Origin of the sequence: Alistipes sp., from assembly GCF_048465635.1 — a bacterium.
Classification (GTDB): Bacteria; Bacteroidota; Bacteroidia; order Bacteroidales; family Rikenellaceae; genus Alistipes.
The window spans coordinates 92,170-111,601 of sequence record NZ_DBFWLF010000016.1; the positions used below are offsets into that span (position 1 = coordinate 92,170).

Consider the following 19,432-nt stretch of genomic DNA (forward strand, 5'->3'; position numbering starts at 1 on the left):
GGCGCTAAGCGACACCGGCCCATGCGGATCGGTGTCCTGCCCTGCCCGCACGGAATAGTAATTCTGCCCTGCTCCGGCGGATGCGCCCGGAAGGGCCGTAATCCGCTTTCGACTTCGGGAGCTTCGACCACCCGAAAATCCCTTCGAGTGCGCTTACCGAACCGGTTCGTAATCGATCACGGACTCTTCGTCCGTGCGCTCGATCTTGAAGATGACCGGGCGCAGGCCGTCGTTGCACGAACAGATTGCAACCCCCTCCCGGTCGATCCAGTCGCCGTAATAGAATTTCCCCGCGCCGTGCGACAGGGCGAAAACATATTGATAGATTGCTTTCCACGCCTCGTCGCAAAACCCGTCCGGTTTGGCGTAGTCGGCGTAAAAAACCTGTCCTGCACGCATCATCGGGCACGGCCCGAACCCGGGTGCGGCGTACTCTTTGGCCAGCGCTTCATCGAGCGTGGTTTTCAGCACGGTGATCTTGCAGCGTTTCAATCAGGAAGTTATTTGCGGTTATCGTCCCTCAATTTTTGCAGTTCGTACATCCGGTCGCGGAACTTCGCAGCGGCCAGGAAGTCCAGCGATTTGGCGGCCCGCTCCATGTCCTCGCGGGCGCGGGCGATCAGTGCGTCGAGGTCCTCGCCCAGCCCCGCCTGCGGTGCGTTTCCGGCCGTATAACCGTGCTGCACGTCGGCAGCGGTCATATAGTGCTCTTCGGCGAGGGGGTAGGCCGTCGGCACGTTCTCCGCGGCGCGTCCGGCCAGCAGGGTGCTCTGTCCCGTGCCGCTCTTCTGGGCGCGGCGGGGGAGCATGCCGTGCTCCATGTTGTAGCGCACCTGCTTTTCGCGGCGGCGGTTGCTCTGCTCGATGGCGTAGCGCATCGAATCGGTGCAGGTGTCGGCATAGAGGATGACGTTGCCCTGCGAGTGGCGCGCGGCGCGGCCCGCGATCTGCGTGATCGAGCGCACGTTGCGCAGGAATCCCTCCTTGTCCGCGTCGAGGATCGCCACCAGCGCAACCTCCGGCAGGTCCAGCCCCTCGCGCAGCAGGTTTACGCCCACCAGCACGTCGAACAGCCCGGCCCGCAGGTCCTCCAAAATCTGGATGCGTTCGAGCGTATCGACGTCCGAATGGATGTAGCGGTTGCGCACGCCCACGCGGTCGAAGTATTTCGACAGCTCCTCGGCCATGCGCTTGGTGATGGTCGTCACGAGCACCTTGTCGTCGTTCTTCACCCGCTTGTCGATCTCCTCGATCAGATCGTCGATCTGATTCACCGTCACGCGCACCTCCAGCGGCGGGTCGACTAATCCCGTGGGGCGGATCAGCTGCTCGGCGATCACCCCCTCGCTCTTCATCAGCTCCCAGTCCGCGGGCGTGGCGCTCACATAGATCGACGTGCCCTGCAACTGTTCGAACTCGGCGAAGGTCACCGGACGGTTGTCCCTGGCTGCGGGGAGGCGGAAGCCGTATTCCACCAGATTCTCCTTGCGCGCGCGGTCGCCGCCGTACATGGCGTGGACCTGCGGCAGGGTCACGTGGCTCTCGTCCACCACCATCAGGTAGTCTTTGGGGAAGTAGTCGATCAGGCAGAAGGGGCGCGTCCCGGCGGCGCGGCCGTCGAAGTAGCGCGAATAGTTCTCGATGCCGGGGCAGTAGCCCAGCTCTTTGATCATCTCCAGGTCGTATTCCACGCGCTGCTTGATGCGCTGCGCCTCCATCGGCCGGCCCGCCTGCTCGAAGAACTCGATCTGCTTGCCCATGTCGAGATAGATTTGCTGCACGGCGGAGTTGATGCGCTCCTTGGTGGTCACGAAGAGGCTCGTGGGGTAGAGCGTCAGGCTGTCCATCGAGCGGATGCGCTGCCCCGTCACGGGGTCGATGGCGTGGATGGCCTCGACCTCGTTGTCGTAGAACATCACGCGGAAGCACTGGTTGCCGAATTCGCCGAAGGCGGCCATAATGTCCACCGTGTCGCCGTTGACGCGGAACGTCGCAGGCTCCAGTTCGCGTTCGGTGCGCGTGTAAAGCCCCTCGACCAGCTTGTAGAGGAAGTGTTTGTAGCTGACCACCTGTCCGACCTTGACGCTGATGGCCGTGGCGTGGAAGTCCGCCGGGTTGCCCGCGCCGTAGAGGCACGAAACGCTCGAGACGACCACCACGTCGCGGCGTCCCGAGAGCAGGGTCGCCACCGTGTTCAGACGCATCTTCTCGATCTCGGCGTTGATCGAGAGGTCCTTTTCGATATAGGTGTCCGACGAGGGCAGATAGGCCTCGGGCTGGTAATAGTCATAGTAGGAGACGAAGTACTCGACGGCATTCTCGGGAAAGAAATTTTTAAACTCCCCGTAGAGCTGCGCCGCGAGGGTCTTGTTGTGGCTCAGCACGAGCGTCGGACGGTTCAGCTCCGCGATGACGTTGGCCACCGTGAAAGTCTTCCCGGAGCCGGTCACGCCCAGCAGCGTGTTGTGCCTGGAACCGTGACGGATCGAGCTGACGAGCTGCGCGATCGCATCCGGCTGGTCGCCCATCGGGGCGTAGTCCGATACGAGTTTGAAATCCATACTTGCAAAGATAGCTATTTTTACCGGATATAGAACGGAAACAGGGCGCGGCAAGTATGGCGGCGCGCAATTCGGGGGAGAAGAAAATGCCCCCCCCCTCGGGACCCGTTATCCGTTATTCGTCCACGGCCCCGTCCGGAAGACCGGACGAGGTTTTTCGCTCCCGGGACACTACCTCCAGACACTCGTAAAGCGTCGGATCGCTGTCCACCGCCATGCCCGGTTCCGGTTCGTATTCGGTGATGCGCATGCGGATACGGTATTCGTAGCCGGTTTCGTAAGCGAAATTGCGGATTGTCCGGATCGGTTTCCAGGGTTGCGTCCCCTCCTCGAAGCGGACCAGGTAGAACAGCACGCTCGGCCCGACCGGATCGTTGAAGTAGATTCTCTTCGACGCTACCGAAACCGTCTCTTCCCTGCCGGCGGAAGCATCCTCTTTGTCACATCCGCAGCATGCCGCGATCAGAAACGAGATCAACAATAATCTTTTCATAACCGGTGATTTAGTAGGATGAGTCAAAATTAAAAAAAAATAGGTTATCAGCGACGAAGTGCTGAAAAAAAAGGATTATTCCGGATTTATTCGGCCTGCCTGCCGGTGGACGACAGCGGGTTTCTGTCATGCAGGGGGATCGTGCTTCCTGCCGGTAATTTAATCGCTGAGGGGCATCGAGCCCCTCTTTATTCGTGCGTGCTGCTGCGATATTTTAATTTTATCACTACCTTTGCAGGTATGATCGACCGGGAAACAGTAGACCGCATCTATGCCGCCGCGAATATCGTGGATATCATCGGCGAGTATGTCACGCTCCGACGCAAGGGCGTGAACTACCAGGCGTGCTGTCCGTTCCACAACGAGAAAACCCCGTCGTTCGTCGTCTCGCCCTCGAAAGGGGTCTACAAGTGTTTCGGCTGCGGCAAGGGCGGCAACGCCGTCACGTTCCTGATGGAGCACGAGAACGTCACCTACCCCGAGGCGCTGAAGATGGTGGCAAAACGCTACGGCATCGAGGTCCGGGAGAAGGAGATGACCGAGGAGGAGGTGCGCCGCAACGACGACCGCGAATCGATGTTCGCGCTCAACGGCTGGGCCGCCGACTACTTCGCCGACTACCTCCACCACCAGACCGAGGGGATGAGCGTCGGCATGACCTACTTCCGCCAGAAGCGCGGCATGACCGACGCCACGATCAAGAAGTTCGGACTGGGTTTCTGCCCCGCCCGGGGAGACCGCATGACGCAGGATGCGCTGGCGGCCGGTTACAAGGAGCAGTTCCTCCTCTCGACGGGCCTCTCGCTCAAGCGCGAGAGCGACGGTCGGGTGTACGACCGTTTCCGCGACCGGGTGATCTTTCCCGTGCACAACATTTCGGGCCGTATCGTCGCCTTCGGCGGCCGCACGCTGCGCACGGACAAGACGGTCGCCAAGTACCAGAACTCTCCCGAAAGCGAGATTTACAGCAAGAAGCGCGAGCTTTACGGCCTCTATTTCGCCAAGAAAGCCATCCAGCAGCAGGATTTCGCCATCCTGGTCGAGGGCTATACCGACGTGATCTCCATGCACCAGGCGGGGGTCGAGAACGTCGTCGCTTCGTCCGGCACGTCGCTCACCACCGAGCAGATCCGCCTGCTGAACCGCTTTACGAAGAACATCACGGTGATCTACGACGGCGACTCGGCGGGTATCCACGCCTCGCTGCGCGGCATCGACATGATTCTGAGGGAGGGGATGAACGTGCGCGTGGTGCTGCTGCCCGAGCCGGAGGACCCCGATTCGTTCGCCCGGAGCCACACGGCGGCCGAATTGCAGGCCTATATCCGCGACAACGAGCGCGATTTCCTCGACTTCAAGGCGCGCCTTTTGCTGGAGGACGCGCAGGGCGATCCGGTGAAAAAGGCGGCGCTGATCGGCGATATGGTGCAGTCGATTTCGCAGATACCCGATCCGATCCAGCGCTCGGTCTACATCAAGGAGTGCGCCCGGACGATGGAGATCGACGAGAATATCCTCATTTCGGAGGTGGCGCGCAAGCGGATGGCGACCGTCGGCGACCGCGATACGGACGAGTTCCTGCGCCGTCAGACCGCGCAGGTGCGCGCCGAAGCGCGGCAGGTGGAGGTCGAGTATGTCAAGCGGGTCGAAGCCGGCAGCGGCATCGAAGCGCTGGAACGCGAGCTGGTCAAATACCTGCTCAAGTACGGTCATTGCTCGTTCGACTACAAGGAGGGGCGGCAGATGGTGGCGTGCAACGTGGCGGAGGTGATCTTCTCCGAGCTGGGCGACGACCAGATCGAGTTCCGCAACCCGCTCTGCGCCAAAATCATGGACACCTATCGTGAGCAGTGGGAGCGGACGGGTGTCGGCACGGAGGTCCCGCCGCACCTCTTTCTGAATCACCCCGACCCGGAGGTGTGCAACCTCTCGGTGGACATCCTCACCTCGGACGACAACTACGTGGCCAGCGAGTTGTGGAAACGCAAGGACATCCACGTCGAGAGCGACGCCGAGATGCTCGCCGTGGGGGTTCCCAAGGCGGTGACGCTCTATAAGTCGAAGGTGATCGAGGGGCTGATCCGCGAGATGCAGACCCGCCTGGAGGATGCCGAGCTGACGGAGGAGGAGCAGGGCGAGATTTTGCAGCGGCTGACGGCCTGCAACAAGGCCAAGGTGGCTATCGCAAACAAGTTGCAGCGGTTGATCCTGTGAGAAAAAGAAGGGGGCGGGATTCGGGTCGTACACGCATCACTGCGCATACCGTGTGCAAACAGAAAATAAACAGAAAGATGTGTAAAACATATCAAAGATAAAAGAATTAGTTACCTTGAACCGATTCCCACCCCCGCGAAAATACTACAATTAGTGTACCGTATTGGAAAATTCCGCTCCTTTCGCGCGGAAATCCCGCGGGGGAGCCGGTGAAAAGGCATAGAAGTCATGACCGAACAGAAAAAGATCAATATCCGGAACAAGCGGGCCACCTTCGATTACGAGATTCTCGAGGAGTGGGTGGCCGGCATCGTGCTCGTCGGAACGGAGATCAAGTCGATCCGCGCGGGCAAGGCGTCGCTGACCGACTCGTTCTGCTACTTCGACAAGGGCGAGCTGTGGATTCGCGGCGTCAACATCGCCGAGTACGACTGGGGAACGTGCAACAACCACTCCCCGCGCCGCGACCGCAAGCTGCTGCTGACCGCGCGCGAGCTGGAGAAACTGCAGCGCGCGGCGCAGGACCGGGGCCTTACGATCGTCGGGCTGCGCCTCTTTCTGAACGACCGGGGGCTGGCCAAGGTGGTCATCGGGCTGGCCCGGGGCCGCAAGGCGTACGACAAGCGCGAATACCTCAAGGAGAACGATGCCCGCCGCGAAATGGACCAGGCGATGAAGCGTTACAAACGATAGCCCGCTGCAAGATGCTGAACCCTGACCCGAACATACGACCCATGATCCGCGCGATCTTTCTGGATGTGGACGGCACGCTGGTGAGCTTCCGCACGCACGCGGTCTCCGCGTCGGCCCGCGAGGCGCTGTTGCGCGCGCATGCGCGCGGTGTGCGGCTGTACATCGCCACGGGCCGCGCCGCAGGCGACATGGAGCCGCTGACGGGCATTCCCTACGACGGGGTGGCGGCGCTCAACGGGGCGTATTGCGTGGCTGCCGACGGACGGGTGGTGAGCAGCAGCCCCATCCCTGCCGCCGATTTCGAACGGAGCCTCGCGCTGGCCGAACGGTTCGATTTTCCCGTGGCGCTCGAGCTGGACGAGGGCATCTTCGTCGACCGGGTGACCCCGGCGGTCGAGCGGCTGGCGCGGATGGTGGCCCATCCCGTCCCCGAGCAGGCCGATCTGCGGGCGTTGTTCGCCCGCGTCGAGTGCTGCCAGATGTGTTTCTATTTCGACGAGCGGACCCAGCAGCAGGTGATGGCTCACCTGCCGGGCCTTGCAGCCAGCCGCTGGTGCGAACTCTTCGCCGACATCAACGTGCGGGGCGTCGACAAGGCGACCGGCATGCGGTCGTTCCTGAACGACAACGGCTTCGACCGCACCGAAGCGATGGCTTTCGGCGACGGCGGCAACGACGTGGCGATGCTGCGCGAGGCCGGGATCGGCGTAGCGATGGGCAACGCCTGCGCCGAGGCGTTGGACGTTGCCGACTACGTGACGGCGGACATCGACGACGACGGCCTGAGAAAAGCGTTGGAGCATTTCGAGGTGATCTGAAACAAATACAAATGATATGGCTTTGATTTTATGTATCGAAACCGGCACGGACGTCTGCTCCGTGGGACTTGCGCGCGACGGCGAACTGCTGTCGCTGCGCGAGAGCGACGAGGGGCGCGACCACGCCCGCAAGGTCGGGGTTTTCGTGGACGAGCTGCTGCGCGAGATGGAGCTTGCGCCCGATGAACTGGACGCCGTGGCCGTCGGCAAGGGTCCCGGTTCGTACACCGGGCTTAGGATCGGCGTCTCGTTCGCCAAAGGACTTTGCTACGGACTGCAAAAACCGCTGGTGGCCGTCGGATCGCTCGACGCGCTGGTCGAAGTGGCCCGCGAGGATTACGAGGCGGGCATCCTCCAGGTCGATGAGTGGGACCGGGCGGTGCTCTGTCCGATGGTCGATGCGCGCCGTATGGAGGTCTATGCCCAGCTTTTCGATGCCGAAGGGCGTCCGCTGAGCGAGGTTTCGGCCGAGGTGGTCGATGCCGACAGCTTCGCGGCCTGCCGCTCGGCGGGGCGTCCGTTCGTGATCTTCGGCAACGGAGCCCGCAAGTGCGCCGACGTGCTGCCGGATGCGACACTGGTCAGCGTAACCCCCTCGGCCCGCGGGCTGGCGCGGCTGGCCCAGCAGGCCCTCGACGAAGGGCGCACGGAGGACATCGCCTACTTCGAACCCTTCTACCTGAAGGATTTCGTGGTGACGACTTCCAAGAAGAGACTGTTCTGAGCGCCGAACCCGGACGGACGCTTGTTTTAAAATTGATTGGTGGAACGCTCCGGAAGCGTTCCGAACGCTATCGACTCCATGATTTGGCCCTATTTACGCATGCTTCGGCACAAACGTACGCGGAAGCTGCTGCCCAGACTGCTGCACGATCGGTTCCATGCCGGGAAAGTCACCGACTTCCGGCAGATTCCCATCATCATCAACAACTACAACCGGCTGGAGTATCCCCGCCGCCTGATCGACTACCTGACCGCGCGGGGGTATGACAACATCTATATCATCGACAACCACTCGACCTATCCGCCGCTGTTGAAGTGGTACGCCGAGTGCCCTTTCAACGTAATCCGGCTCAAGGAGAACGTGGGTTACCTGTCGTTCAACAAGACAGCCGTCCACAAGATGTTCGCCGATCAGTATTTCGTCTACACTGATCCCGACGTGCTGCCTGCGGAGGAGTGTCCCGACGACTTTCTCGAATACTTCTACCGCCTGCTGCAACGCTATCCGGAGGCGGCCAAAGTGGGCTTCTCGCTCAAGATCGACGACCTGCCCGACCACTTTGCCGACAAGAAACACGTCATCGCGTGGGAGAGCCGCTTCTGGGAGAAGCCCGTCGAACCGGATGTTTACGAGGCGGACATCGACACGACCTTTGCGCTCTACCGGCCCAACTTTCCCGTTGGCAGCGGCCGCTGGGGCATGCGGCTGCGCACGGGCGGCCGCTATACGGCGCGCCACCTGCCGTGGTATATCGACAGCGAGCACCTCTCCGAGGAGGAGCGCTACTACCAGTCGTCGGTCAAAACCGCGGCGCATTGGTCGGGGCGCGTCGCTGAGGCGGACCGGCCGCTGGTAACGGTCTGCATTCCGACCTACAACCAGGAGCGATGGATCGGCGATGCGATTCAGGGTGCGCTCGATCAGCAGACCACGTTCCGTGTCGAGATTCTCGTCAGCGACGACGCCAGCACGGACGGTACGCTTGCCGTCTGCAAACACTATGCGGAGCGCTTCCCCGACCGGGTGCGCGTGGTCTCCAACGCGCAAAATCTCGGGATGCTGGCCAACTACGAGAAGCTCTACCGCTCGGTCGAAACCCGCTATATCGCTTTTTGCGACGGCGACGACTACTGGCTCGATCCGCTCAAACTGCAGCGTCAGGTGGACTATCTGGAGAGCAACATCGACTGCGGCATGTGCTTCGCCAAGGCGAAGACCTACTGGGTGAAGGAGCAGCGTTATAAGGTGGTCTACGGGGAACCTTACCGGCAGCTGAAAGACATTCTGCGCATCTGCTACGTTCCGGCGCTGACGGCCATCTGCCGCACCAGCCTGGTCCACGACTATTACGACGATCCGCAGATGACCGAAATCCGCAAGGCGTGCCCCGTTACGGCCGACTATCCGATGTGGCTCTATATCGGGCTTCGGGCCAGGATTCACTTTCAGGACAACATCGTGGCCGTCTTCCGCGTGTTCGAGAATTCCGGGTCGCATTTCGACGATCTGGACCGGACGATCCGTTTCGACCAGACCATCTGCCGGATGGCCGACCGGTTCATTCCGCTCTACATGCAGAAGTACAAGTGGAAGCGGACCGACATCGAGATCTACCGAATACGCCTCCGGCGGGGGCTCAAGGATTGGTTCCGCACGGGAAATCCTCTCTACCGGGAGACCTACCGGCACTATTTCGGTCTGCTGCCCGCGACGGACTGGTATAAGTATGCGGCTTTTGCGCGCTACTGGGTAAAGAGCCGTTTCAAGCGGATGGTCTCCGTCTTTCGGCCGGAAACCGCCCGCGACCGCGACTAAGGCTGCCGCCGCTCCGAGAGCTTGCGCCCATGAACGAGGAAGAGCTGATCCCGCTGCTGACGGGGCCGTTTCACGCCGATTTTGCCGATACGCTCGCCGCCCGGGTCCGGGAGGCGGGGGCGCTGGACGCCTTGTATGCGGCGGCGACCTCGCGGCACGAATCGCTCTCGCCCCCGATGCGCCACCGGGCGCTTTTCCGCAGCGCCTACGTGCTCGACCGGATATTCTTCGCCGATCCGGACCTCTTCGCACCCTTTGCCGCCACGTTCTGCCACGACGGGTTTGCGGCTTGCACCGACCCCAGCGCCCGCCGTCACCTGACCAAGATCATGGCGGCGCTGCTTGTTGGGGGATACTCCCCGCCGGAGGAGGATATGGAACGCATCGCCGCGGCGGCCGCCGAGTGGGCCGTGGACCCGGCGGCAAAGGTTGCCGTGCGGATCGGTGCGGTCGAGGTGCTGCGGGCCTGCCGCGGCCGGGTAGACTGGGTGGAGGAGGTTTGGGAGGATCTGCTGGAAACATTGGCCCTCGACGCGACCCCGGGGATCGACTGCCGGATGCGCAAGCGCTGGAAAGCGCGGCCCGAATAGGAAAGAGTGGCCGAAGATAGCTTTTAACTGTCTGTAAAATACAAAATCCCGCCTGTCGACAGACGGGATTTGTTCGTGCGGTTCATGCCGTTTCGGGCGGCTTTTGCGGAGTGTTCGAGGGCCTTCCCGTTGAGGTCAGGCTGTCTCCGATGTTTCCGCCGGAATGTCTGCCGGCTCGTTCGGTTCGTCCGTCCCGGCCTCGGCCAGTTCGAGCGTCCGGGCCGAAAATCCCTTTTTGCTTTGCAGCCGGGCGGTCTTTTGCAGCCGCTGCCCTACGCGGATGAGGTTGTCGTTGCCCGTGCAGAGCCGCTTGCGGGCGTCCTGGAAGGCGTCACGGGCCTTGTCGAGCGCCGCGCCGACCCCTTCGAGCGAGGCGGTGAACGCCACGGCCTGCTCGTAGAGTTTCAGCCCGCAGGCGGCGATCTCCTTCGTGTTCTTGTCCTGATCGTTGTATTTCCAGAGGTCGGCGACCAGTTTCAGCAGGGCGAACAGGTTGGTCGGCGACGAGATCACCACCTTCTTTTCGTAGGCGTCCGACCAGATGGACGTGTCGTACTGCAAGGCGGCCAGAAAGGCGGGTTCGTTGGGGATGAACATGATTACGAAGTCGGGCGAGTTCAGCAGCCGCTGGTACTCCTTGCGCCCCAGCTCGGTGACGTGCTGGCGCACCGAGGCGACGTGGGCCGCCAGCTGGCGCCGCCGCTCGTCCTCGTCCTCGGCGGCGGTATAGGCGACGAAGGCGGTGAGCGACACTTTCGAGTCGATGACGATCTGTTTCTGCTCGGGCAGGTGCAGCACCACGTCGGGCCTCAGGTTGCGCCCCTCGGTGTCTTTGATGTTGTATTGGGTGTGGTAATGGATGCCTTTGGTCAGGGCCGAACTTTCGAGGATCGTCTCCAGCAGCATTTCGCCCCAGTCGCCCTGTACCTTCGAATTGCCTTTCAGCGCGTTGGTCAGGTTGGTCGTCTCCGCGGTGATGCGGCGGTTAAGCTCCATCAGATTCTTTAGCTCGGCTTTCAGTTCGCCCCGCTGCGAGGTCTGCGTGGTGTAGATCTCCTCGACCCGCTTGCGGAAGTCGGTGATCTTCTCGTGAAAGGGCTTGAGCAACGTGTCGATCGACTCCTGACTGCTCTGCCGCAGACGCTGCGACTGCTCGCAGAGAATCTGGTTGGCCAGGTCGCGGAATTGCAGGCGCATCGTCTCCTGCGCCTTTTCGCGCTCCTGCCGCTCGGCCTCGCGCCGCTCGCTCTCGTGCTGTTTGAGCGTCGTGATCTCGGCTGCCGCGGCCGCCCGCACGGCCGCCAGCTCGGCCTCGGTGCGTGCGCGCTGCTCGGTCTGGGCGCGCACCTCCGCCTCGGCGGCGGCGCGGGCCTCTTCGGCGAAAAGTTTCTCCTGCCGCAGCCTTTCAGCCTCCCGCCGCTGGAACAGCAGGGCGGCTCCGAACGCCGCGGCGAGCGCTCCCAGCACGATGATTGCAACGATTAATCCCGTATTCATGCAGTCAAAGGTACGAATTTCCGCCGATTTTTTCGTACCTTTGTTTTAAACTTTGAACGTATGCCCCGCATAGTAGCTCCCTCGATGCTTTCGGCCGATTTCGGCCACTTGGACCGCGATACGCGCATGGTGGACCGCAGCGCGGCCGAGTGGGTCCATATCGACGTGATGGACGGCGTTTTCGTTCCGAACATCTCGTTCGGGTTCCCCGTGCTCAAAGCGATCCGCAAGGCCACGGCCAAGTGTCTGGACGTGCACCTGATGATCGTCGAGCCGGAGCGCTACGTAGAGCGCTTCGTCGAAGCGGGCGCCGATATCGTGACGTTCCATCTGGAGGCGAGCGCCGATCCGGCGCATTGCGCCGAGCTGATTCGAAGGGCCGGCGCTAAGGCCGGCGTCTCGATCAAGCCCGCCACGCCGGTCGGGGCGCTGCGCGACTTTCTGCCGCTGGTGGACCTGGTGTTGGTGATGAGCGTCGAACCGGGTTTCGGAGGACAGTCGTTCATGCCCCACGCGCTCGACAAGGTGCGCGAACTGCGTGCGCTCTCCGAAGAGCTGCGGCCCGGACTGCTGATCGAGGTCGACGGGGGTATCTCCTCGCACAACGCCCGCGCGCTCTACGACGCCGGGGCGGATGCGCTGGTGGCGGGCAACGCCGTTTTCGGGGCCGCCGACCCCGAGGCGGAGATCGTCAACATGCTCAACGCCTGATGGAGATTGGCGTTATATTCAACGCGTGACGAAGATCGTCGGTATGCTCAACGCCTGACGTTTCGCTCGGTCTGGGCATCGAGCAGGGCGCGCAGCTCCCGCAGTAGCGGGTCCTCGTCGAACCACGCCGCACCGTAATTCAGATTGAACGCATAGTCGAAATCGGCCGGGTTCGCACCCTGGTTGTGCTGGATGATCGTCTCGGCCTTGTCCAGCGCCTTCACCCAGCGGGCCTCCGGCGTCCGGCACGCCTCGTACTCCTCCCACACGGCCCTAATCCGCGCCCCCGCTTCTGCGGGCAGCAGGGCGGTCAGCCGCTCCACGGCGCTGCGCTCCGAGGCGGCTTTGCCGTCGTCGGCATGCTGGTCCACCGCCGAAATATCCCCGTCGTAAGCCTCTCCCAGATCGTGGACCAGGCACATCTCCACTACGCGCCGCGCATCGAGGTCCGGCCGTTCGCCGAGCAGCGCGAGGGCCAACAGGGCCAGCCGCCATGAGTGCTCGGCCGTGCTTTCGTGCCGTCCGGCGGAGGTGTGGGCCGAGCGCAGGGTGTCTTTGAGCCGTTCGGCTTCGCGGATAAAAGCGAGGTATCGTTCCAACTTCTCCATAATCGGGGGTTCTTTACGCGGACAAAGTTACTTTTTTGTCGGATTAAATCGCTAACTTTGTCCCGTTATTACGGACACGATGATCTCTTTAGATAACCTCACGGTAAGTTACGGGGGCTGGACCCTCTTCAACAACATCTCTTTCCTTATAAATCCCCGCGACCGCATCGGTCTGGTGGGCCGCAACGGCGCGGGCAAGACCACGCTGCTGCGCATCATCACGGGCGAGCAGCAACCCACCTCGGGCGTGGTGACGATGAACGGCGAGTGCACCATCGGCTATCTGCCGCAGACGATGCGCGTGGCCGACACCACGACGCTGGTCGAGGAGACGGCCAAAGCCTTCTCCGAAGTGCTGCGGCTCGAAGCGGAGATCGAGCGTCTGACACGCGAAGTGGCCGAGCGCACCGATTACGAGAGCGAAGCCTACGAACAGCTGCTCCACCGCCTGACCGAGGCGCAGGACCACTACCACATTCTCGGCGGCGAGACGCGCGATGCCGACATCGAAAAGACGCTCCTCGGTCTGGGCTTCAAGCGCGAGGATTTCGGCCGGGCCACGAGCGAGTTTTCGGGCGGCTGGCGCATGCGCATCGAGCTGGCGAAGCTGCTGCTGCGCCGCCCCTCGATCTTCCTGCTGGACGAGCCTACCAACCACCTCGACATCGAGTCGATCCAGTGGCTGGAGGAGTACCTGAAGAATTACAACGGGGCGGTGCTGCTCATCTCGCACGACCGCGCCTTTCTGGACAACGTGACCAACCGCACGGTCGAACTCTCGCTGGGCAAGATCACCGATTACAAGGTCTCCTACTCGAAGTACGTCGTGCTGCGCGCCGAGCGCCGCGCCCAGCAGCTGGCCGCCTACGAGAACCAGCAGCGGATGATCGAGAAGACCGAGGAGTTCATCGAAAAGTTTCGCTACAAGCCCACCAAGTCGAATCAGGTGCAGTCGCGCATCAAGCAGCTCGAGCGGCTCGAGCGGCTGGAGGTCGAGGAGGAGGATCTGGCCACGCTCAACATCAAGTTTCCGCCCGCGCCCCGCTCCGGACAGATCGTGGCCGAGATCGCGGAGGCGGGCATGTCGTTCGGCGACAAGCACGTCTTCAGCGGGGCGAATTTCGTGATCGAAAAGGGCGACCGCATCGCGCTGGTGGGCCGCAACGGCGAGGGCAAGACCACGCTGGCGCGCATGCTGGTGGGCCAGCTCGCGCCCACCGAGGGTTCGGTGCGCATCGGGGCCAATGTCAACATCGGCTATTACGCGCAAAATCAGGACGATCTGATGGACGGCGAGTTTACGGTCTACGACACGTTGGACCGCGTGGCGGTGGGCGACATCCGCACCCGCCTGCGGGACATTCTGGGGGCGTTCCTCTTCCGCGGCGAGGACATCGACAAGAAGGTCAAGGTGCTCTCGGGCGGCGAACGGGCGCGTCTGGCGATGGCCCGTATGATGCTCGAACCGCGTAACCTGCTCATTTTAGACGAGCCGACCAACCACATGGACATGCGCTCGAAAGATATCCTCAAGCGGGCTATCCTCAAGTACGACGGTACGGTGGTGGTCGTGTCGCACGACCGCGAGTTCCTCGACGGCATGGTCGAGAAGGTGTACGAATTTCGTGACGGCGGGGTGAAGGAGTACCTCGGCGGCATCTACTACTTCCTCGAGAAACGCAAGCTGGAGTCGCTGCACGAGATCGAGCGGCGCGACGCCCCGGCCAAAACGGCGAAGGGCGACGGAGCTAAAACCGCGGCCCCGAAGGGTGCGCTGGCCCCGAAGAGTACGTCGGCTCCGAAGAGCGATCCGGCAAAAGCCGCCGCGGGCGATGGCGACGGGAAAACCGCCGCTTCGGGCAAACTCTCCTACGAGCAGCGCAAGGAGCAGGAGAAGCAGCTGCGCAAGCTGCGCCGTGCCGTCGAGACGATCGAGGCCGAACTGGCCGACATCGAGCGGCAGATCGCGGATTACGACGCGAAGTTCGCCGCGGCGAGCGCCTACGACGAGGCCGACTACAAGGCGTACAACGATCTGAAGGCCCGCTACGACCACCAGATGCACGAGTGGGAGAAGGCGTCGTACGAGCTGGAGATCGTCGAAGAGGGCCAGTAGACCCGCTTGGAACCGAATGGAACCGCCCTGTCGGCAGCACGGTTGCTTTCGCGGGGCGGCCGGGCCGCCGAACCCTGAATAGGCTGGTCTGACCCGTACCAATATGAAATCATTGACAGAATATGGATAACCTTATTTTCGGAATCCGTCCCGTGGCCGAAGCCATCGAGGCGGGCCGTCAGATCGAGCGCCTCTACATCCGCAAGGGGGCCGAGGGACAGCTGATGCGGGAGCTGAAAGAGCTGTGCATGCGCCACCGCGTCCATTTCCAGGAGGTCCCGGTCGAAAAGCTCGACCGCCTCACTCGCGGCAACCACCAGGGCGTCGTGGCGCAGACCGCTGCCATCGAGTACGTCCAGCTGGCCGACATTCTGGAGCGTGTACCCGACGACGAGACGCCGCTCATCGTCCTTTTCGACGGGGTGACCGACGTGCGCAACTTCGGAGCCATCGCCCGCTCGGCCGAATGCGCCGGGGCGCACGGGCTGATCACGCCGCTGAAAAACTCCGCTCCGGTCAACGCCGAGGCGATCCGCTCCTCGGCCGGGGCGCTGACGACGATCCCCGTCTGCCGCGTGGGGTCGATCCGCAATACGGTCAAAATGTTGCAGACGGAGGGCTTCCAGATCGTCGCCGCCACGGAGAAGAGCCGCAAGCTGCTCTACGACGCCGACTTCCGCAAGCCGACCGTGCTGGTGATGGGGGCCGAGGATACGGGCATTTCGAAGGAGGTGCTCAAACTTTGCGACGAGCAGCTGGCCATTCCCCTGATCGGTCATATCGAATCGCTGAACGTCTCGGCCGCCGCCGCGGTGATGCTTTTCGAGGTGGTGCGCCAGCGTATCGGATAACCTCAAAAAACGGGAAAGGATGGACCTAAAAGCGAAAATCGGACGCTGCCGCCGCTGGCTCGGCGAGGGGTTCGTGCAGATGCTTCGCCGGCATCCGGTCGAAGCGCTGATCGTGGCCGTCGGCTGCGTGTGCTGTCTGGCGGCTTATGAAGCGGATTGGAGCGACGAGGCGCTGACGCGCCTGTGGGGGCTGCCGCTCGCATTCGCCGCGGCGCTGGCGGCGGGCAATCTGGCGGGCTGCGGCCCGTGGCGGCGTGTCTACTGGGCCGTCTGGGCGCCGTTCGTCCCGCTGATGCTCTGGAGCGGATTTCCCGCATGGATCGGCAGCGAACCGGGAATAATCACCCTGCTCGCGCTGGCCCCGCTGGCGGTGCTGCTGAGCCGTCGCGCCGTTAGCAACGAACGGTTCGTCTGCGACGGGGTGATCTGGCTGCGTGCAGGGGTGCTGGCCGCGTTTTTTGCCAACGTCGCGCTGGGCCTTTTCGGGGCGATCTTCTTCTCCGCGACCTACATTTTCGGCCTGGAGGGGCGGTGGATCGAACACGTCTGGATCTATGCGCTGATCCTCACGGAGACCTTCGCCGGGCCCGCGCTGTTTCTGATCCTCTACGACCGCTGGAAAGGGGCCGAGTGTGCGGGAAGCCGCGTCTTCGCAGGGCTGCTCAACTACGTCGTGACGCCTGCGGTGCTGATCTATACGGGCATCCTCTACCTCTACATGGTCAAGATTGTCCTCATGTGGTCGCTGCCCGAGGGCGGGGTGGCCTACCTCGTGTTCGGTTTCACGCTCTGCGCGCTCTTGGTCAAGGCGCTGCAGTCGCTGCTGCCCGACCGGACCTACGACTGGTTCTTCGACCGTTTCAGCCTCATTTCGCTGCCGACGCAGCTGTTGTTCTGGATCGGCGCCGTGCGCCGCGTCGGGGAGTACGGTCTCACCGAGCCGCGCGTCTGGCTGCTGGTTTGCGGCGGACTGATGACGCTCTGCGTGCTGCTGTTCCTCGCGCGACGCACGGGCCGCTACCTCTTTGTGGGGCTGGCGGGGTTCGTCTGCCTCGCCGCCCTGGCCTATGTCCCCTCGCTGCACCCCGAACGGCTGGCTCTCCGCTCGCAGTTGCGGCGCGCCGTGCACACTGCCCGGCAGCTCGACGTGCTCGCTCCGGACGGCAGCCTCCGGCTGGACGCTTTCGCCGCGGATTCGCTGCGCCGCAGCGACTACCGCCGCCTGTACGAGGCGCTCGAATACGTGGCCGCTCACGATAGCGGAACGTTCGAACGCTTCGGCGCGGACATGGAGCAAATCCGCGGGGCCGTGCCGGCGGCTCTGCACGATTACGTGGTCTACGGCTACGATTACAACCGCGGAAGTACGTTCGCGGACAGGTGGTTTTCCATCCATGCCGATTCGCGCCGCATCACGCTTCCCGTCGGCTACCGGACGCTCTACGCGGGGATGGAGACCAGCTACTATTCCGACCGCACACCCAAATATCGGTTCGAATCCGATACGCTGCGCATCGATTTCGGGGCCTCGCACGCACCTTTCCGCATTCCGGCTCCGGTCCTGCTGGAGCGGCAGCTCGCAAGGGCTGGGTTGGAAGCCCTCCCGACGGAGGAAGGGTTGCAAGCCGCGGCCGATTCGCTGACGATCTATCGGGAGGAGGGGTTGCTGATCCTCTTCTCGGACCTGCAGTTTCAATGGCGCGATTCCACGCTCCGGCTGGACGGAGTTTCCGTCGAGGCCGTATTGACCCGCTGACAAACCGTGGTTTCGGTCATAGAACATCCCCGGCTGGGTGCGATCACCCTCTCCCGCACGCGCCGCGCGCGCCGGATTACGGTGTGCGTCCGCGGTACGGGTGCGGTGCGGCTCTCCTATCCATACGGCGTCGCGCAGCGCCGCGCCCTCGAATTTCTGGAGGGGAAGGTCGACTGGATCGAAGCGGCGCGCGCCCGCATGGCGGCCCGCACGCGGGTCGTACCCGCCCTGCCGCCCGACGAGGCGAAGGCGCTTGTGGAGGAGCTGCGGCGCGCCGCCAAAGCCGACCTGCCGGCGCGCATCGAGCGTCTTTCGCGGCAGACCGGGCTGAAATACGCAGGGCTGACGATCCGCGCGTCCCGGACCAAGTGGGGGAGCTGTTCGGGTCGCAATACCATCTCGCTCAGCGTTTTTCTGATGAAGCTGCCCGAGCATCTGCGCGATTTCGTCATCATCCACGAACTCTGTCACACCGTGCACCACGACCACTCGCCGCGCTTTCACGCGCTGGTCGACCGGCTCGTGGGCGGCAACGAAAAAGCCCTCAACCGGGAGCTGAGGGCTTTTACGATCCGTTGAATCCGCGGGATTACCGCTCTCCGAATATTCTCTTTTCCCCCTTGTAGGTGAATGCCATGAAGAGGATCGAGAGCGCGCAGGCTCCGATCAGCAGGATGAACGTCCAGTCCCAGCCCGCCTTGTCGGCCACGGAGCCGATGACGATATTGGCCAGGATGGCCGTGCCGAGGAAGTAGCCGAAGAATCCGGTCAGTCCGGCCGCGGTTCCCGCGGCGTTCTTCGGAGCGAGGTCGAGCGCCTGCACGCCGATGAGCATCACGGGGCCGTAGATGAAGAACCCGATGGCTATCAGCGACAGGGTGACCACGACGTAGTTCGACGAGAACTGCCAGTAAAGGAAGATGAACACGGCGACGATGGCCATGAAGAGGATGGTGGGCACGGCGCGCCGTCCGTGGAACACCTTGTCGCTCAGCCAGCCGCAGATCAGCGTCCCGGGAATCGCAGCGAACTCGTAGGCGAAATAGGCCCATCCCGCCTGCTTGATGTCGTAGCCCTGCGCGTCGCGCAGGTAGGTCGGCGCCCAGTCCAGACAGCCGTAACGCACCATGTAGACGAAGGCGTTGGCAATGGCGATATACCACAGCAGCTTGTTATTGAGGACGTACTTGAAGAAAATCTCGCGGGTCGTAAGCACCTCCTCCTGTTTGGCGCTGTAATTTTTCGGGAAGTCGTTGCGCCACTTCTCGACCGAGGGCAGACTGCACGACTGCGGCGTGTCGCGGATCAGCACGTAGGCGAGGATGGCGATGAAGATGGCAACGACCGCCGGGAAGAGGTAGGTTCCGATCAGGAAGTAGTACTCCGAGTGGCTCCCGTAGAACCACGAGCCGAACCAGATGGCGCCGTAGACGGCCATCGGGCCGACCAGCGCGCCGCCGACGTTGTGGGCGCAGTTCCAGATCGACATCTTCGTGCCGCGCTCGTTCTGCGAGAACCAGTGGGTCATCACCCGGCCGCAAGGAGGCCACCCCATGCCGTTGAACCAGCCGACCAGAAAGTTCAGCGCCGCCATCAGCACGATGGCCAGCTGCTTGTGCTCCGGACCGAGCAGCGTGACCGGGACGATCATGAACATCATCGACAGGGCGGCCAGCACCAGCCCCAGCGGCAGGAAAACGCGTGCATTGCTGCGATCCGACACGCTCCCCATCAGGAACTTCGAAAGGGCGTAGGCCACGGCGTTCATCGACAGGACGATGCTCAGCTCGCTCTGATCGAAGCCCAGCAGGGCCAGCTCCGGAATCGCCATCGAGAAGTTCTTGCGGACGATATAGAATCCGGCGTACCCGATGAAGATGCCCAGAAAGACCTGCAGACGCATCTTTTTGTATTTCGCGTCTACCTTGTCGGGCGCTGTTTCCGGTTTATAGGCGGGAGGTTGAAGTATTTTCCACATCTTCCGA

At 62.7% G+C, this 19,432-nt stretch carries 17 protein-coding genes; 11 read left to right on the forward strand and 6 right to left on the reverse strand.

The genetic code is table 11. The features are described 5' to 3' along the window. Nucleotides 1-153: 153 nt before the first annotated feature. The 3 genes from ACMO9O_RS06225 to ACMO9O_RS06235 form a co-directional block, all read right to left on the reverse strand. A complete protein-coding gene (locus ACMO9O_RS06225; protein WP_418982896.1) occupies nt 154-492 on the reverse strand; it encodes a TIGR04076 family protein in 339 nt (112 codons plus the stop codon). Nucleotides 493-500: 8 nt separating this feature from the next. Next, nucleotides 501-2,561 (reverse strand): excinuclease ABC subunit UvrB, encoded by a 2,061-nt coding sequence (uvrB, locus tag ACMO9O_RS06230; RefSeq protein WP_418982897.1) that lies wholly within the window; start codon nt 2,559-2,561, stop codon nt 501-503. Between the two features lie 115 nt (nt 2,562-2,676). Further along, nucleotides 2,677-3,054 (reverse strand): DUF4377 domain-containing protein, encoded by a 378-nt coding sequence (locus tag ACMO9O_RS06235; RefSeq protein ID WP_418982898.1) that lies wholly within the window; start codon nt 3,052-3,054, stop codon nt 2,677-2,679. A gap of 240 nt (nt 3,055-3,294) precedes the next feature. Between ACMO9O_RS06235 and dnaG the strand changes: the two genes are divergently transcribed. From dnaG to ACMO9O_RS06265, 6 genes are all read left to right on the forward strand, one after another. Continuing rightward, the gene (dnaG, locus tag ACMO9O_RS06240) at nt 3,295-5,268 is read left to right on the forward strand and encodes a DNA primase (RefSeq protein WP_418982899.1); all 1,974 of its coding nucleotides are present in this window, start codon (nt 3,295-3,297) and stop codon (nt 5,266-5,268) included. A gap of 228 nt (nt 5,269-5,496) precedes the next feature. Further along, nucleotides 5,497-5,961, forward strand: coding sequence for an SsrA-binding protein SmpB (gene smpB / locus ACMO9O_RS06245; protein ID WP_418982900.1), 465 nt, complete (start codon nt 5,497-5,499; stop codon nt 5,959-5,961). A 41-nt stretch (nt 5,962-6,002) separates the two neighbouring features. Beyond that, the gene (locus ACMO9O_RS06250) at nt 6,003-6,779 is read left to right on the forward strand and encodes a Cof-type HAD-IIB family hydrolase (protein ID WP_418982901.1); all 777 of its coding nucleotides are present in this window, start codon (nt 6,003-6,005) and stop codon (nt 6,777-6,779) included. A 16-nt stretch (nt 6,780-6,795) separates the two neighbouring features. Further along, complete coding sequence (tsaB, locus tag ACMO9O_RS06255; protein WP_418982902.1) at nt 6,796-7,503, forward strand: tRNA (adenosine(37)-N6)-threonylcarbamoyltransferase complex dimerization subunit type 1 TsaB; 708 nt, start codon at nt 6,796-6,798, stop codon at nt 7,501-7,503. Between the two features lie 78 nt (nt 7,504-7,581). Next, nucleotides 7,582-9,318, forward strand: a complete 1,737-nt coding sequence (locus ACMO9O_RS06260; protein ID WP_418982904.1) for a glycosyltransferase — start codon at nt 7,582-7,584, stop codon at nt 9,316-9,318. 29 nt (nt 9,319-9,347) lie between these two features. Continuing rightward, on the forward strand, nt 9,348-9,908 hold the full coding sequence (locus tag ACMO9O_RS06265; RefSeq protein ID WP_418982906.1) for a hypothetical protein: 561 nt from the start codon (nt 9,348-9,350) through the stop codon (nt 9,906-9,908). A gap of 135 nt (nt 9,909-10,043) precedes the next feature. Here the strand turns inward: ACMO9O_RS06265 and ACMO9O_RS06270 are convergent, their stop codons facing one another. Then, nucleotides 10,044-11,405, reverse strand: coding sequence for a DNA recombination protein RmuC (locus ACMO9O_RS06270; RefSeq protein WP_418982907.1), 1,362 nt, complete (start codon nt 11,403-11,405; stop codon nt 10,044-10,046). Between the two features lie 60 nt (nt 11,406-11,465). On the opposite strand from ACMO9O_RS06270, the gene rpe reads away from it, so the two are divergent. Continuing rightward, entirely contained in the window at nt 11,466-12,116 is a 651-nt protein-coding gene (rpe, locus tag ACMO9O_RS06275) for a ribulose-phosphate 3-epimerase (protein WP_418982908.1), read from the forward strand. Nucleotides 12,117-12,163: 47 nt separating this feature from the next. On the opposite strand, the gene ACMO9O_RS06280 is transcribed toward rpe, so the two are convergent. Beyond that, nucleotides 12,164-12,724, reverse strand: a complete 561-nt coding sequence (locus ACMO9O_RS06280) for an HD domain-containing protein (RefSeq protein ID WP_418982909.1) — start codon at nt 12,722-12,724, stop codon at nt 12,164-12,166. Nucleotides 12,725-12,803: 79 nt separating this feature from the next. Between ACMO9O_RS06280 and abc-f the strand changes: the two genes are divergently transcribed. The 4 genes from abc-f (at nt 12,804) to ACMO9O_RS06300 (ending at nt 18,026) form a co-directional block, all read left to right on the forward strand. Beyond that, nucleotides 12,804-14,840, forward strand: coding sequence for a ribosomal protection-like ABC-F family protein (abc-f, locus tag ACMO9O_RS06285; RefSeq protein WP_418982910.1), 2,037 nt, complete (start codon nt 12,804-12,806; stop codon nt 14,838-14,840). Nucleotides 14,841-14,962: 122 nt separating this feature from the next. Then, the gene (rlmB, locus tag ACMO9O_RS06290; protein ID WP_418982912.1) at nt 14,963-15,691 is read left to right on the forward strand and encodes a 23S rRNA (guanosine(2251)-2'-O)-methyltransferase RlmB; all 729 of its coding nucleotides are present in this window, start codon (nt 14,963-14,965) and stop codon (nt 15,689-15,691) included. A 19-nt stretch (nt 15,692-15,710) separates the two neighbouring features. Continuing rightward, complete coding sequence (locus ACMO9O_RS06295; RefSeq protein ID WP_418982914.1) at nt 15,711-17,447, forward strand: DUF4153 domain-containing protein; 1,737 nt, start codon at nt 15,711-15,713, stop codon at nt 17,445-17,447. Nucleotides 17,448-17,453: 6 nt separating this feature from the next. Beyond that, nucleotides 17,454-18,026 (forward strand): M48 family metallopeptidase, encoded by a 573-nt coding sequence (locus ACMO9O_RS06300; RefSeq protein WP_418982915.1) that lies wholly within the window; start codon nt 17,454-17,456, stop codon nt 18,024-18,026. Between the two features lie 10 nt (nt 18,027-18,036). On the opposite strand, the gene pgtP is transcribed toward ACMO9O_RS06300, so the two are convergent. Continuing rightward, nucleotides 18,037-19,425 carry a phosphoglycerate transporter protein PgtP gene (pgtP, locus tag ACMO9O_RS06305; protein WP_418982916.1) on the reverse strand — a complete coding sequence of 463 codons (1,389 nt, stop codon included), beginning with the start codon at nt 19,423-19,425 and terminating at the stop codon, nt 18,037-18,039. Between the last annotated feature and the right edge of the window lie 7 nt (nt 19,426-19,432).

Coding starts and splice junctions, on each gene's coding strand:
- uvrB (WP_418982897.1), bottom strand. CDS start 2,561: ATGGATTTCAAACTCGTATCGGACTACGCCCCGATGGGCGACCAGCCG.
- ACMO9O_RS06235 (WP_418982898.1), bottom strand. CDS start 3,054: ATGAAAAGATTATTGTTGATCTCGTTTCTGATCGCGGCATGCTGCGGA.
- dnaG (WP_418982899.1), top strand. CDS start 3,295: ATGATCGACCGGGAAACAGTAGACCGCATCTATGCCGCCGCGAATATC.
- smpB (WP_418982900.1), top strand. CDS start 5,497: ATGACCGAACAGAAAAAGATCAATATCCGGAACAAGCGGGCCACCTTC.
- ACMO9O_RS06250 (WP_418982901.1), top strand. CDS start 6,003: ATGATCCGCGCGATCTTTCTGGATGTGGACGGCACGCTGGTGAGCTTC.
- tsaB (WP_418982902.1), top strand. CDS start 6,796: ATGGCTTTGATTTTATGTATCGAAACCGGCACGGACGTCTGCTCCGTG.
- ACMO9O_RS06260 (WP_418982904.1), top strand. CDS start 7,582: ATGATTTGGCCCTATTTACGCATGCTTCGGCACAAACGTACGCGGAAG.
- ACMO9O_RS06265 (WP_418982906.1), top strand. CDS start 9,348: ATGAACGAGGAAGAGCTGATCCCGCTGCTGACGGGGCCGTTTCACGCC.
- ACMO9O_RS06270 (WP_418982907.1), bottom strand. CDS start 11,405: ATGAATACGGGATTAATCGTTGCAATCATCGTGCTGGGAGCGCTCGCC.
- rpe (WP_418982908.1), top strand. CDS start 11,466: ATGCCCCGCATAGTAGCTCCCTCGATGCTTTCGGCCGATTTCGGCCAC.
- ACMO9O_RS06280 (WP_418982909.1), bottom strand. CDS start 12,724: ATGGAGAAGTTGGAACGATACCTCGCTTTTATCCGCGAAGCCGAACGG.
- abc-f (WP_418982910.1), top strand. CDS start 12,804: ATGATCTCTTTAGATAACCTCACGGTAAGTTACGGGGGCTGGACCCTC.
- rlmB (WP_418982912.1), top strand. CDS start 14,963: ATGGATAACCTTATTTTCGGAATCCGTCCCGTGGCCGAAGCCATCGAG.
- ACMO9O_RS06295 (WP_418982914.1), top strand. CDS start 15,711: ATGGACCTAAAAGCGAAAATCGGACGCTGCCGCCGCTGGCTCGGCGAG.
- pgtP (WP_418982916.1), bottom strand. CDS start 19,425: ATGTGGAAAATACTTCAACCTCCCGCCTATAAACCGGAAACAGCGCCC.